Consider the following 14,025-nt stretch of genomic DNA (forward strand, 5'->3'; position numbering starts at 1 on the left):
TAGCATACTACAACTCATTTGCTTTACGCTTATGCGTTAATTTTATAATCTGTTTTTCTGTAAAATACGTTAATAAATGCGCATGACATGTAAAGAAGATCACTTGTCTATCTTGCGCAATTTCCTTTATTAGTTCAATTGTGCGATTCGTCCTTACCGCATCAAAATGTACGAAACTATCATCAATAATAAATGGATAATCATGCTCAAACGTTTTCGCTAACGCAAATCGTAACGATAAATATAACTGCTCTGCTGTCGCTTGGCTTAGTTCATGACTGTAAAAACGCATACCGTCGTTACGTTCCACAATAAAAGGTTCCGCCTCTGACGGTGAAAAGATTTTACTATATCGTCCGCCTGTTAAATAGACGAAATACTCTTCTGATTTTTGTAAAATACGAGGAAGATGTACCTCATGATAATATTGCTTCGTTTTCGTTAACACTGTCTTTGCGGCCGCATAAGCAGCCCATTTCTTCACTTGTTCACGCACTTGTGCTTTTTTCATTTCCCATTCGTGCATTAAATCACCGTACGTACTCCCTTCTTCTAAATTCGCGATTTCCATACGATGTTTCGCAATACGCTCTGTCAGTTCTTTTTCCTTTGTAAGACTGTTTTGCATGACTGCAATTTCTTGCTTTAATTTTTCATCATAACCGTCAGCCTCATAATGTTCAGCTAATGATAAACTCGTTAAACGCTGTTCTAACAAATCAATTTGCGGTAATAAACGCCCTACTTGCTTCTCAGCATCTTCACGTTTTTCTGCCAGCTTACCTGCTTCTAAAAACATCTCTTCATCTGTAGAATGTGCAATATGCCATAAACTATCTCGTTCTACTAACAGTTGTTTCAATTGCTCTTGCATGAACTCATACTCTTCTTGCCATTCCGCCAGCTTCTCTTTTCGCTGCTTACAAGTTTGGCGCTTTTCTTTCTCATTTTGCATACGACTTTGTGCCTCGTGCAACTTACTATACTCCGCACTGCCGATAACAGTTTCTAGTTTATGTTCAAATTGCGAAATCATTTCATACAATGAAGATTTCCGAGTGCCTTGTTTCTCTAACTCACGATATAATTGCTGCATTTTTTCCATACGCTCGAACGCCGGTAATATGTGTGCATACGTATAAAATTCAGGGAACATATAGCGCATTTTATACACATTTACTTGTTCGCTAATGCGGAACGTTTCTCTCTCCCATTCCTCATACGATGAAACGACTTTATCATACGCTCGTTCCATTTGCTGTAACTTATACGACTCACGCTCAAATAATTTACGTATCTCTTCATCTTTTTCTAATTGATAACGAACTGACATTGCTTCTTCACTTTGTCTCCCACCAGCACTTTGCTGAAGAGTAAGAAGCTCTTCTTGTAATCCACTTGACGGATCTTTATATAAAACGAGGGCAAGAACAATTCCTACAAAAATAATGACACTAATAAATAAAAGCAGGCGGTTATCTATAAATAAACTCGTGAATAAAACAACTGTGTTAATAAGAAGTAACAGAAGACAAACTCTTTGCCACTGCTTTTTCTTTTGCACTGCCGCTCCTGCTTTTTCCTCATACTTGCGCTTCATTCGCTCTGCGCCCATACCGATAAACGCCGCATCTTGGAATGACTTTTCTTTCTCAACTAGCGTATTTCGTTCTTCATCCGCTAACATTTGTTGCTTAACCTGTTTTATGTTTTCTTCTTGTTCTTCTAATTGCTCCTGTGCTACTTTAAAACGATCGTCAAGCTGTACTTTTTGCGTTTCTAGTTCGCGCGCCTTTTGCACCGTTTGCGTAATTAACTCTTTCGTTGCCAAACTCATATCAAACGAAAGAACTGTTTCTTTTTCAAAAGTAGCACCGATTTGTTGCTCTAGTTCTGCCAGTTCTTCTTTTATATTCGTAATTGTTCCTGTCATACCACGCATTTCTTGGCGTGCATTTTCGTAAGACATATGCTGCATACGAAGTTCTTCTACATAACTTTCTTTTTGTAAAAACGCTTCATCTATTTGAATCGATTCAATTTCCGATTGCACATTCTCTATTTTTTTATGAAGCGAATCAACTTGTAATTGGAGCGGCTCCAGCTTCGCCTTAATCGCTTCATAGCGCGCCATCCCGTTTACAGGAAATTGCCCGCTCTCGTTTTGTAACACTTTCTCATGCGCACGCTTTTCAATAACGAGAGGCTCAAGCGCTGCTAATATTTCATAATCCTGCTTTCGCTTTTCTGCATTCTCTTTTTCCGCACGAACAGAAGCAAGTTTCTCTTCACTTTCTTTTAACTGCTCCACTTGCTTTTCATACGTGCCAATTTTCCCTTGCCACTCTTTCATCTTCTCTTCAAGCTTCTTCATTTCTTGCAGTGATACGTTAATTTCTGGTTTACGACCGCTCGGCTTAAAGCGCTGATCCATTTCTTTCTCTAGCTTTTTATCTAGCTGTAATAACGCATCGCTTCCGACTGCACTTGCCGAAAACAAATAATTTCCGATATCCGCTTCGCCGAGCTGATGAATATTTTGAAGACCGTGCATATCAAATGAAAAGACCGATTCAAATAAACTTTCATTCATCCCGCTTAATATATCGTGTAAAATTTCCTCGCCGCCCGTTTTCCCGTCTTCAAAATAAACGGTCACCTCGCCAGCTGCCGTCTTTGGCAATCGTTCAATTTTCAAAAGGCCGTACTTCTCTGTTTGTACAGTCATCGCACCGCCATACTTGCCGCCTTCTTTCGGCTCATAACGGCGTTGTCCTCTCGTCGGAAAACCGAATAAAATACTTTTCATAAATGAGCGAATTGTCGATTTCCCCGCTTCATTTTCACCGTATAAAACAGTCAGCATTGACAGATCCATTTCCACATTTTCTAATTTTCCGTACCCATAAATATGGAGTTTTTCAATTCTCATTTCTTATCCCTCTCTTGCTGGAATAATTGCTCTAAAATAATATTTTCTGCTTCTTTTTGAATCTCTTTCTTCTCTTCTTCTGTAAAAGATTCAATACTATTACGCGCTACAGGAGATGTCCAAATCGTGCGTAATACGCCGTCCATATTGGTGAAAGCTTCTAACTCTTTTAGCACACTACCGACGAAATGATTTTCCTCTTTCAAACGCTCGATTTCCGCAAAAGAAACCGTCTCATTTTTCCACTTCATCGTATATACAAAATCTTTTCGTTCTTCTCCTGCTGCTAAAATATGAAAAATCTCTTCCACACGCTTTTCATCACGTAAATAAGGAGAAAGTGGTCCCTGCCCTGTAAATACGACAGTTAAAAGCGTTCCTTCCTCTTCTCTTCGGTACTCATTCATCGCACTTGATATAACAGTCATAAGTTCATCAACAGTTTCAATTCCATCAATATTCACTTCTATCTCATCCCACACAACATCCGCCGTATGGAAAAATGAACATTGCGTTCCTTGTTTCGTAAGTTCAATCACGTACGCACCCTTTTCGCCCGTTTCCTTACGATGACGCCCTTGTATATTACCTGGATAAATAATGTACGGCTCTTCAGATAAAATTTCACGTTTATGTATATGACCAAGAGCCCAATAATCAAACTGCTTTTCTTTCAGCTCACGAATTTGAAACGGTGCATAGCGATTATGCTCTGCATCTCCTTCCACACTTCCGTGAAGCATACCAATATGAAAAGGCGCATCACTCATTTTCGTATACTGCGCTGTCATATTATCCGTTACCGCTTGCTGCAAATAACTAAACCCGTAAATAGAAGCGAATAGCTCACCATTTTTATAAAATGATTTCTCTTCTACATAAGGCTCCGTAAACACATGAACATTTTCCGGAAACTCAATTGCTGCCCAGCTTCCCCCTAAATGATCATGGTTACCATGAATAATAAAAACAGGGATATCGTACTGCGACAGTCTCTTCATTTGCTCGCGCACAAACACTTGCGCTCTCAAACTTCTCGTCTCCGCATTATACAAATCCCCGGCTAGTAATACGAAATCAACGCGCTCTTGAATCGCTTTATCAACAATACGTTCGAACGATTCAAACGTACTCTGCTTCATTCTCTCCCAAACAGACTGCGGTACACTCATTTCCATCCCTTTAAACGGACTATCCAAATGCAAATCAGCCGCATGTATAAACTTCACTTGTTTCACAAATAACGATCCTTTCTATATTTCAAAAGTTTCATTTTATCCGCATGAACACAAACAATACATGCTCAATTGGTGAAAACTAGTAATAAGCAGGAAATAAAAAACTCCCCACTCATTAAAGTTTCACTTTATTGTAACACGCAATGTCATATATTTCTTTGCATATTCTAGTGATTTATGCCAAAATAGTTATAAGATTCTGATTTTTATTATTGGAGGGAATTTTCATGGGAGTATACGTTCTAACAGTCTTTGAAAAAGATGGTTCAAAAGCATTAGACGAATCATTCGAGGCGGCAACTGAAAAAGAAGCAAAAGCAAAAGGTGAATCTATTTTACAAGAAAAAGGATTGTATGAAAAAACACATCGCTGTACATCTTCTGCAGGTAAGCTCGTTTTATTCCAGCGCTAAAAAAAGAAGCGTCATCCGCTTCTTTTTACTCTACTATATCTTCGTCACACCACGTAAACACCACATCTAGAATGCGATTACCGATACGTACGCGCTTATTCCATTTTCCTGTTTGGATCTGATGTTGCAATTCTGCTTTCATCTTTTCCGTCCAGTCGTGAATCGTTTCACTACCGTTGTACGGATATACGCTTGGAAACTCTTCCTGCAGTAGATGCAAGCTCTCTGCATCAAAATGAAAATGGAAGAAGTAGTTTGCTGTAAGCGATGGTTCTTGCAATCGTAAAAAATGATCATCAACTTGCTTTCTATTTCTATAGAAAGTAAAGATATTCACTTTACCGCTCGTAATTTGGTCAATTTGAATTTCGTGCTTCTCTATAATCACGTCTTGCCCACCTCGTTATATACTATCCTTAGTATATATGTCTTTTGCAACAAAGTTAACCATTTTCGCGCGAAATTCATTTCCTTCATTATTATCCCGTACCTCCAAGTACAATCAGAACAACTAAAAACAAAGTTGAAGGGGAGCGATCACATGTATTTCGGAAGTAAAGGTTGGTATGTAAAAGAACTTAAAAAATTAGGTATTCGTACTTACGAAGGTAAAAAACTAGAATCATATCGTACGCATGTGTTATCTAGTTTACTTGAGAGAATGAAGAAAGCTTCGGCTTAATAGATGTAGGAAGCGACTGCGGTTGCTTCCTTTTTATATAGTGGATCCTATCTTAACATTCTACCTTTACCGTTATACTCTCTTGATAAAAACCACCCATTATCAACTGCATCTCTATTACCAAATACTCTTCCAGATAATCATTCGTATATATTTTAAATTCTCCATACTTATTAACCCGTCCACTTCCAACAAACGTATCGTCACTTGTTATGACAATTATTGAATGAGGTTCCGCACAGCCCGATACATAATTAGCACCACATTTTACAAAATCTATATTTATTCCCTTATGAATTTTAGTAACCGAATCTATATATTTCTTGTTACGCAAATTATCATCTTGCTCTTCAGCCCTCAAAAGTGCTTGATTCTTGCTAACCTTTTCTGAAGAGAAAGCAACATTCCCCAGCCAATTAAACCTATCAAATATAGTAATAGGTAAAAACATCTAAGTTAACTCCCCCCATTCTTCCAATACGTTCTTCTCATTTTTATGAACTTATAACAATACGTTCAAGGTTGTAATAAAAGAAAACAGCTTTGCTTTTCCATTCAATTTCGCACTGTTAATTTGTATTGAATACATAGAATACTGTTTTTCACCCCAGATACAATGACAACGCTACACAAAATAATCCACGATCCATTAAATGTAAATCCACCTTCAAATGTGTTAGTAATAATTATGTTGCCGATTATTAAAAGAATCCATGAAATGAAATACTGTTTTCCATTTGTAATATATAAAATTCCATCCTCATAACAGACTGTAATTCCCCCACCTTGCCAAACACCAATAGCGAAAGAAAAAAGCATAACTGCCAATAACTCTGCTTGTAAATCTCTAGTCATTGGTTGCGGCGCCGTATAAGTAATAATCCCTATCATCATGAGAAAAGTAATAATATGTATCCAGTTTAATTTTGTTTGTTTGCTTTGCAGCCAAATAAAGAAAATTACTACAGAAATTAAAAACAAAGTTGCCATTTAATTATTCTTCTTCCTTTCCCACATTAAAAACGTCTGTGTAATGCAATTAGAGCGTTCTTAAATCTCTCATACTTTCTAAAGCATAACATGAGAAAGAAATAAAAAAATCGTACAAAAGGGCAAGCCTGTAATGTACGATTGGGCATATATAATGTTTTAAAAATGAATTAATTTCCTTTCAATAGATACAGCTACTGCTTCTGACCTTGAATTAACACCTAATTTATTGTATATATTTGTTAAATACGCTTTTACCGTTCGCTCAGCTATTCCCATATCGAATGCAATTTCTTTATTCTTATTTCCACGCGCAATAGCTTTCAACACAAACAATTCTTTTTCTGTTAAGTTATTTTCTTCAACCATATTAGCATGTATTTCTTTCCTTTTATAATTCACTATCTTTTCCATAATATTGGGTTGTAGTAATATCTCACCTCGAATAGCCGCTTCCAATGTTCGAAACAAATTCTCACGATCCGTATCTTTTAGCAAATATCCTTTTGCTCCTAGCTCAATTCCCTTTAACATTAATTCATCTTCGTTATAAGTAGTTAATATAATAATCGGCGTATGATTTTGTTTTTTATTTAAAGCTTCAATTGTTTCTAAACCACTCATTTTAGGCATATTTAAATCCATTAAAATAACATCAGGTTCCTTTTTTTCTATGAAAGAAAGGGCTTCTTCTCCGTTTGCAGCCTCACCTATAATTTGAAATGAATCACTCGTTTCTATTATTAATTTCAGACCTTCTCTTACAACGAAATGATCATCCACAATTAATACGTTATACTTCATGGCTATCTCCTTCATTATTGATAGGTACTTGAATATACACTTTCGTACCCTTCATCTTTTCACTCAATATATGTATTTCTCCATTCATCAATCGAACACGCTCATTTAAGCCAATTAAGCCGTAATGTCCAGGATTCTTACCGATATCTCCAGTGTCAAAACCAATTCCATTATCTTCAACTTCAATAGTAAGTTTTTCAAGATCATCGATATATTCAACTTTTAAATTTACCTCTGTTGCCTGCGAATGTTTTGCTATATTCGTTAAACATTCACTAATTACATATAAACAATGTTCCTTTACTAAGCTTGAAATATGCGGAGGGCTTTGAATAGTAAATCTCACGTGTATAGACGTAGCCTCAGAAAAACGTTGAACTTCTTCCTCTACTGCTTTATTAAATGAATTGGTAGTATGACGCAAATCATCAATAACCAGCCTTGCATCATGTAAAGTTTGTCTCGCTCTTATCATAGTTTGTTTCATAATCTCTTGAGATCGCACTGTATTCCCTTTTTGCATATGGGCATCTATTGCTTCCAATTGCATAATTAAGCTCGCTACACCTTGCGCTAACGTATCATGTAAATCTCTTGCCATTCGCTGTCTTTCATTAGCTAATGTCAATTCTTCCACTCTCATATATGCAGACTCTAACTCTTGAATATAACTCTGTATACGATTACGTGCATCAAATTGCTGCTTATTAATATAAGAAAAAGGAATAATAATTGCTAACACTAAAAGAAACATAGAAATAAGAATAGCTAATTTATTCACACCATAATTTATACTAATTGCAGTACAAAATATGGCGTACATAAGAGTAAAAACTGCTATTACTTTAAATATATTGTGATAAACATATAGACTTTGGGCAATTAAAATAGGTGTTAATCCAACAAAAATTGCTATCGAAGCATTCGGTACAATAAATGCAGCCAAAAACACAATGAAAAGTTGTACAAAAAAGAAGTATAACAATTGCCTATTCCTTAATGAACTAGCATACCAATGAAAAACAGTATGAATAACAATGACTATTGTAAAGAAGAAACTATCCATTGAGAGAATACTATTACGAAATTCTAAAAGCATTGAAGCTATATATACGAGTGTAATCCATAAAACAATAAACCTTCTTGGAATAAATACCGCTTCCAATACATTTGTATCCAAATCTATATTTGAATTTATTTTTTTCATATTCGACCTCCACCATTATATTATACAAGATACAGCTTACATTTTGATAAAGTGAAGGCTTTTACATACAGTCCGACTCCCACAAATAGCGGGATAAGTCACTTATTCCTCTTCATCCTCATTACCAAATACAAATATGAATTATTGCATATCGAAATGCATTGATGTTTTTGTAAGCGCTTACTATAATGAATTTATAAAGATTTATTACATCTTACTACTAAAGGAGGCAATCATATGGAAATCGCAATGGCAGTTTTAAACTTTGTAGGTGGAGTAATTCCATTAGTTCAAGAGCTTTTAAAAGCATTCATGTAAGGTTATCATTCAGCAATTACTTATAAGAATTATCATACAAATGATCTGTATATCAAAAACAAATTGATACACAGATCATTTGTGTGAGAAAACTTTATACGAGAACTATGTCACCTAGCAGAACAATAATGATACATCTATCTCAAGTTGGAAAAAGACGCTCACAAGGGCGTCTTTTTCTTATATTACTATGTATTCAGGAGAAATCGATTTTATCAAATGGATAAACGATGACTTTCTGTTCCCCTTTATTTTTTGCTAATGAAATAACCACCCAAACCAAAAATACTATAATAAACCCAATCAAACTAAGGGGGAACATTTATCTTGCACGGAAAATACATTCAATTTCATGAGTTTGGTAACCCAAAAGAGGTATTACAAGTTGAATATAAAAATATAGAACCATTACAAGATAATGAAGTTTTCGTTCGTATGTTGGTTAGACCGATTAACCCATCTGACTTAATTCCAATAACCGGAGCGTACGCACATAGAATTCCGTTACCTAACATACCTGGTTATGAAGGTGTTGGTATTGTCGAAGATGTAGGCGCGGGCGTTACTAGAGACTTTATCGGTAAACGTGTTTTACCGTTACACGGAGAAGGTACTTGGCAAGAATATGTGAAGACATCAGCTGATTTTGTAGTCCCTATTCCTGATTCTATAGATGATTTTACAGCGGCACAATTATATATTAATTCTCTTACGGCGTGGGTTACATGTACAGAAACGCTAAACTTACAACGTAATAATGTTTTATTGGTGAATGCTTGTGGATCTGCTATTGGACATCTATTTGCGCAGTTATCACAAATTTTAAACTTCCGATTAATTGCGGTTACAAGAAATAATCAACATACAGAAGAATTACTGTGCCTTGGTGCTGCATATGTAATTGATACTTCCACTGCCCCGCTTTATGAAACCGTTATGGAATTAACAAACGGGATCGGTGCAGACGCCGCAATTGATTCTATCGGGGGACCGGATGGAAATGAATTAGCTTTCTCCTTACGTCCAAACGGGCACTTTTTAACGATCGGTCTTCTATCAGGAATACAAGTGAACTGGGCAGAGATTGTCACGAAAGCAAAAGTGCACGCGAACATATTTCATTTACGACATTGGAATAAAGAAGTGTCACCATATAAATGGCAAGAAACGTTTCGTCACTTAATTCGCTTAGTAGAAAATAAGCAATTACGTTTTATGACGGTACATTCTACATATGATTTAGCTGATGTGAAAAGTGCGGTTGATATCGTGCAGTCTGCTGAGAAAACGAAAGGGAAAGTGTTTTTGACGAGTTATTGACTACAATTGAAGGAGTCTTTTTGATTCGCCATTTAAATAGACTAGATCGTACGTTTAGGAATACCTAATTGTAAGTATCTGGTATAATTATATTAAAAGGTGAAAGGAGACTCTAATATGTGGTTACTTACAGCAATTGCGCCTGTTGTAATAGTCGGAGGGATTGTAGTATATGTGATTGAAAGGCTTAAACATAAATATAACAACGGTAACTTAGGTAAGAAAAAATCAAAAAAAGCTCAAGTTTTATTGGATAGTTTCATACCAATGGGAATGCTTTTAGGGTGTTTAATCGGTATAATTGTCGACATATTTTTCCCGAATTATTCATTGTTTACAATTGGTTTAGGGTCTGGAATAGGCTATTTATTTGGTTATTTCGCCTATGAAATTTATAGTAAGACAGGAGATAATTTTTCATAATCCAAAAAGAATAATCAGGACAGTACATAGTAGTCATATACAATATGTACTGTCCTTTATTTTTGCATCAATGCTATCACCTTGCCTTTCACATCCTATACACCTTTTTTATTGATTTTCCTCTCCTCCCTCTTTTGTATATCCACTTTTTTATTTTCATTGGATCTATACCCATAGTAAAGTAGAGCACATGTAATAACTGAACCTACAATATATCCTAAAAAACATCCTAACCAAAACATAATGTGACTGCCTCCAATGCTTTATAAATTTTATGTAATACAACGCCTTACATGCTCAATCGTTTATTTCTATAAACTATACACCCTCTAAAGTTATTCATACCATTATTTCTCCCCTTACCTCAAATAACAATTTTATTATTTATCATAAAGTTAACACTCTCGTTAAACATATATAAAGATTATTGTATTTCTTACTTTTCTCCTTGAAAACAATATATACTACATTTGAAATAAACGGGTACGTCTGCTTATTATTTAAATTCCCGTGCAATATCCCCTCACGAAATGCTAGGAGCAATCCTAGCATTTTTTACAATAACGTTTGACGAAAAAGTTTTGGCCACTTTAAACATATGTAAATTATAGTTTCTTTTCAACTTTATCACTTAAACGGTTATATCATTTGAGTAAGCTAGTACATTCGCCCTCATCTTATTTTTTCCACTTATAAAAATCCATCCTCTCTTCTTCATTTTAACTTTAATCATGAAACAAAAAAATCCCCTCAAAGCATCAACTTCAAGGGGGAGCCTGTTTTTCATTTACTTATATACGTACAGCTGTACCACTGACAGCAACCATTAACATTCCATCACGAACAACCTCGTAATCTACGTCAATACCAACGATAGCGTTCGCACCTTTTTGTTTTGCAAGTTCTTTCATTTCATCCATTGCGATATCACGAGCTTCTTTTAGCTTGCTTTCGTAAGAACCAGCACGACCACCGACAACATCACGAACGGAAGCGAATAAGTCGCGGACAATATTTGCACCCATAATAGCTTCACCATTTACAATATCAATATACTCAATAATTTCTTTACCTTGAATTCCAGACGTTGTTGTTACAATCATGACTGACACTCTCCTATAACTTATAATTTTTGATTAGCTTTCTTATGTCTTTATTATGACATGGAACAAGCAACTAATCTATTGAATTACCTTACAGGAGTGTGACAATTTTGTAATAATAAAGCGCCTATTCTATTTAACGAATTCTCCTTCCTCAAGTGTGTGAAGGGCGTAGCCCAACGATAGGTGGGAGATGAATTTCGGTTTGGCGTAGCCAAAAGGCTTGTATTGGTCGTGAAATACAGAAGAAATGTATTTGATGATGATATGTCGGACTATGCAAAAGACATTTTTGTCCGACTATCTGAAAACTATAACATCACATTAGTTGAATGGAATCATGATGTAGACCATGTACATATCTTATTCAAGGCACATCCGAATACAGAAATGACAAAGTTCATTAATGCTTATAAAAGTGCAAGTTCTCGACTAATCAAGAGAGACTTTTCACATGTGAGAAAGAAACTTTGGAAAGAAATGTTTTGGTCAAAAAGCTTTTGCTTGATTACTACGGGTGGTTCACCGATAGATGTAGTAAAGAAATATATTGAAAATCAAGGAAAAAGTGAGGTGTAGGAAATGTTAAAATCATACAAATATCGTATCTATCCAAATAAAGAACAACAAATGTTTTTCTCAAAAACATTTGGATGTGTTCGATTTGTATACAACAAGATGCTTGCAGATAGAATCAAATCTTATCAAGAATCACAGGATAAACTTGATAAATCTGTTAAATATCCTACGCCTGCACAATATAAGGCTGAATTTCCATTCCTAAAGGAAGTCGATAGTCTTGCGTTGGCGAATGCTCAAATGAAGGACGTTAAGTTGTGAGTAGTTCACTAAAGCGCTTTAACATTAGGGTACATAAACGATTCTCTATTTTCTTTCCAATCCTTTTCTACTTCTTTAAAAGTTGGTCGCCCTAACTCTTCCTTGTTTTTCTGTTTATGAAACCATTTCTTTACATACTTCTCCCCATTTTGATTTTGAACTGTACAAAGGAAACTATTACTACTATCCTTTAATATTTTTACAATCACGAAAAGACACCTCTTCCCTTTTTAATATCATAATAGAACTTGATCTTTTACTATAAGCCCTTCCTCTCTTATAGTCATACGACTCCTCGGCCGCGCCAAAGTTGTAAGATCAAAAAACGATATTCACTATGTTTACATTTTGCATAATTGATATGTGAAGTAAATATTATTTAAAGAAATCAGAGTTATAAGCATTATGCTTATCAAATATTTTATAGATTTCTAACTTATCATCTAATTTTGCATCTACTAAAATTAATATATTTCCATCGTAAATGTATTCTTCATATTTTTTAGCATGTTCTTCGGGAATTCCTAATCCGATAAATGCTCCTATTAAACTTCCAGCTCCTCCGCCAATACCGGCTCCTCCAATAGCTGCTGCGATAGGTCCCGCTGCTACGATTGGACCCATTCCAGAAACGGCAAGTATACCAAGACCTGTTAATAAACCACCGAGTCCGCCTGCTACTCCTCCTGCCACAAGCCCTGTCGCTGAAAAGATATCCGCTTTATGTGCAGTTTCATGATTCACTTTTTCACCCGATTTTTCTTCCAGATGTTCAATTTCCTTTTGATCCTTTGCAATAGCTGAGATATTATCCGCCGAGTATCCTTTATCATTTAATTCATTAATAACACATGCCGCATCATCAATTGTTCTAAAAACACCTACTATTTTTCTATCTACATTCATAACTATTAACCTCCTAAAGTTTTATATAATGTATCTTTATCTTTCTTCATTTCTGTATACACTAATCTTCTTATTAACATAACCATTTACGAAAAAAGCAAATAATAAAAGGATTACAAGCGAACTACTTAACAAGTAAATTAAATCAAATGTAATATCAATCATCATTTCATTCATGTATACCAGACTCCTTTTTATTTAAAGTAAAAGTATATTTTTATAGACTAGAAATCTTATAATTCATCTTCAGTCAATCTCTTTGTAGTATATGTATACCCTTCGTAACCCTTTCTAAACCTAAAATACTATAATTATATTTTTTCTTATTTATATGTTTAACATTTTTTAAAACGGGTATGTTTATATTGTTATGCTTACTATATGGAAAGGAATATTTCGATGAATGCAATCCAATCTACTACTATTCTTTATAATGAAACACCTACAATAACGCAGATTCATCATTTTTATGCTTTAATGACAACATTTCAAACTAATTTATTTATAAGTAAACATGGAACACTTACTTCTATTAAAAGCTTAAGCACATTAATATCCTTTTTCCTTACTGTAAAAAAGAGAGAACTTGTATTATTTATCTTTGAAGGAATAGATGCAAAAAAAGCTTTAAGAACACTCTTTCCTTCTTAAAATTTTTATTATCCCCCTATTCCCTCGATCGTTACTTTTCATATATGTTTTTATATTTCAAAATGATTTCCTCTATTAAAAAAGAACCCCCTAATACAATAGGGGGATTTCTAGTTTGGCCTTATGAAAACTGATATAATATATATTACGTTTTTCATTCTTTACAATTGAAAACTTTTAATAACCTTGAAGGTAGGA

Annotated in this window: 17 protein-coding genes and 2 pseudogenes; 8 read left to right on the plus strand and 11 right to left on the minus strand. The window is 35.0% G+C overall.

Annotated features, from left to right (window positions below; genetic code table 11):
- Positions 1-7: 7 nt before the first annotated feature.
- Complete coding sequence (locus MNO09_RS25745; RefSeq protein WP_088106927.1) at positions 8-2,932, minus strand: ATP-binding protein; 2,925 nt, start codon at positions 2,930-2,932, stop codon at positions 8-10.
- Positions 2,929-4,170: a metallophosphoesterase family protein gene (locus MNO09_RS25750; protein ID WP_000815732.1), complete on the minus strand. Its 1,242-nt coding sequence runs from the start codon at positions 4,168-4,170 to the stop codon at positions 2,929-2,931. Before MNO09_RS25750 ends, MNO09_RS25745 begins: the two co-directional genes overlap by 4 nt.
- A 227-nt stretch (positions 4,171-4,397) precedes the next feature.
- On the opposite strand from MNO09_RS25750, the gene MNO09_RS25755 reads away from it, so the two are divergent.
- Positions 4,398-4,583, plus strand: coding sequence for a YhzD family protein (locus tag MNO09_RS25755; protein ID WP_000539551.1), 186 nt, complete (start codon positions 4,398-4,400; stop codon positions 4,581-4,583).
- Positions 4,584-4,608: 25 nt separating this feature from the next.
- Here MNO09_RS25755 and MNO09_RS25760 read toward each other — a convergent pair whose 3' ends face one another.
- Positions 4,609-4,971 carry a hypothetical protein gene (locus MNO09_RS25760; RefSeq protein WP_000582797.1) on the minus strand — a complete coding sequence of 121 codons (363 nt, stop codon included), beginning with the start codon at positions 4,969-4,971 and terminating at the stop codon, positions 4,609-4,611.
- Positions 4,972-5,124: 153 nt separating this feature from the next.
- Between MNO09_RS25760 and MNO09_RS25765 the strand changes: the two genes are divergently transcribed.
- Positions 5,125-5,265, plus strand: coding sequence for a YflJ family protein (locus MNO09_RS25765; RefSeq protein WP_000273536.1), 141 nt, complete (start codon positions 5,125-5,127; stop codon positions 5,263-5,265).
- A gap of 52 nt (positions 5,266-5,317) precedes the next feature.
- Here MNO09_RS25765 and MNO09_RS25770 read toward each other — a convergent pair whose 3' ends face one another.
- From MNO09_RS25770 to MNO09_RS25785, 4 genes are all read right to left on the minus strand, one after another.
- Positions 5,318-5,716: a hypothetical protein gene (locus tag MNO09_RS25770; RefSeq protein ID WP_000479663.1), complete on the minus strand. Its 399-nt coding sequence runs from the start codon at positions 5,714-5,716 to the stop codon at positions 5,318-5,320.
- Between the two features lie 104 nt (positions 5,717-5,820).
- The gene (locus MNO09_RS25775) at positions 5,821-6,255 is read right to left on the minus strand and encodes a hypothetical protein (RefSeq protein ID WP_078182894.1); all 435 of its coding nucleotides are present in this window, start codon (positions 6,253-6,255) and stop codon (positions 5,821-5,823) included.
- Positions 6,256-6,414: 159 nt separating this feature from the next.
- On the minus strand, positions 6,415-7,059 hold the full coding sequence (locus tag MNO09_RS25780) for a response regulator (protein WP_000876837.1): 645 nt from the start codon (positions 7,057-7,059) through the stop codon (positions 6,415-6,417).
- Positions 7,049-8,266 carry a sensor histidine kinase gene (locus MNO09_RS25785; RefSeq protein ID WP_000723585.1) on the minus strand — a complete coding sequence of 406 codons (1,218 nt, stop codon included), beginning with the start codon at positions 8,264-8,266 and terminating at the stop codon, positions 7,049-7,051. Before MNO09_RS25785 ends, MNO09_RS25780 begins: the two co-directional genes overlap by 11 nt.
- A 136-nt stretch (positions 8,267-8,402) precedes the next feature.
- Here MNO09_RS25785 and MNO09_RS25790 point away from each other — a divergent pair.
- From MNO09_RS25790 to MNO09_RS25800, 3 genes and pseudogenes are all read left to right on the plus strand, one after another.
- Positions 8,403-8,584 (plus strand): annotated as a pseudogene (locus MNO09_RS25790) (hypothetical protein).
- A 324-nt stretch (positions 8,585-8,908) separates the two neighbouring features.
- Complete coding sequence (locus tag MNO09_RS25795; protein ID WP_088106926.1) at positions 8,909-9,904, plus strand: zinc-dependent alcohol dehydrogenase family protein; 996 nt, start codon at positions 8,909-8,911, stop codon at positions 9,902-9,904.
- Positions 9,905-10,021: 117 nt separating this feature from the next.
- On the plus strand, positions 10,022-10,327 hold the full coding sequence (locus MNO09_RS25800) for a hypothetical protein (RefSeq protein ID WP_000266574.1): 306 nt from the start codon (positions 10,022-10,024) through the stop codon (positions 10,325-10,327).
- Positions 10,328-11,118: 791 nt separating this feature from the next.
- Here the strand turns inward: MNO09_RS25800 and MNO09_RS25805 are convergent.
- The gene (locus MNO09_RS25805) at positions 11,119-11,430 is read right to left on the minus strand and encodes a YbjQ family protein (protein WP_000637510.1); all 312 of its coding nucleotides are present in this window, start codon (positions 11,428-11,430) and stop codon (positions 11,119-11,121) included.
- A 186-nt stretch (positions 11,431-11,616) separates the two neighbouring features.
- Here MNO09_RS25805 and tnpA point away from each other — a divergent pair, with 186 nt between their 5' ends.
- Both tnpA and MNO09_RS25815 read left to right on the plus strand, forming a co-directional pair.
- Positions 11,617-12,009: an IS200/IS605 family transposase gene (gene tnpA / locus MNO09_RS25810; RefSeq protein ID WP_078182892.1), complete on the plus strand. Its 393-nt coding sequence runs from the start codon at positions 11,617-11,619 to the stop codon at positions 12,007-12,009.
- A gap of 3 nt (positions 12,010-12,012) precedes the next feature.
- Positions 12,013-12,252: pseudogene (locus MNO09_RS25815) on the plus strand (helix-turn-helix domain-containing protein); the annotation flags it as partial.
- A gap of 26 nt (positions 12,253-12,278) precedes the next feature.
- On the opposite strand, the gene MNO09_RS25820 reads toward MNO09_RS25815, so the two are convergent.
- The 3 genes from MNO09_RS25820 to MNO09_RS25830 form a co-directional block, all read right to left on the minus strand.
- Positions 12,279-12,479 carry a DUF4028 family protein gene (locus tag MNO09_RS25820; protein WP_002186515.1) on the minus strand — a complete coding sequence of 67 codons (201 nt, stop codon included), beginning with the start codon at positions 12,477-12,479 and terminating at the stop codon, positions 12,279-12,281.
- A gap of 166 nt (positions 12,480-12,645) precedes the next feature.
- A complete protein-coding gene (locus MNO09_RS25825; protein ID WP_001100080.1) occupies positions 12,646-13,176 on the minus strand; it encodes a general stress protein in 531 nt (176 codons plus the stop codon).
- Positions 13,177-13,212: 36 nt separating this feature from the next.
- Positions 13,213-13,353: a hypothetical protein gene (locus MNO09_RS25830; RefSeq protein WP_001004564.1), complete on the minus strand. Its 141-nt coding sequence runs from the start codon at positions 13,351-13,353 to the stop codon at positions 13,213-13,215.
- Positions 13,354-13,575: 222 nt separating this feature from the next.
- On the opposite strand from MNO09_RS25830, the gene MNO09_RS25835 reads away from it, so the two are divergent.
- Positions 13,576-13,827, plus strand: a complete 252-nt coding sequence (locus tag MNO09_RS25835; protein WP_000991707.1) for a hypothetical protein — start codon at positions 13,576-13,578, stop codon at positions 13,825-13,827.
- Positions 13,828-14,025: the final 198 nt, after the last annotated feature.

Source organism: Bacillus sp. N5-665 (assembly GCF_022637375.2).
Taxonomy (GTDB): domain Bacteria; phylum Bacillota; class Bacilli; order Bacillales; family Bacillaceae_G; genus Bacillus_A; species Bacillus_A wiedmannii.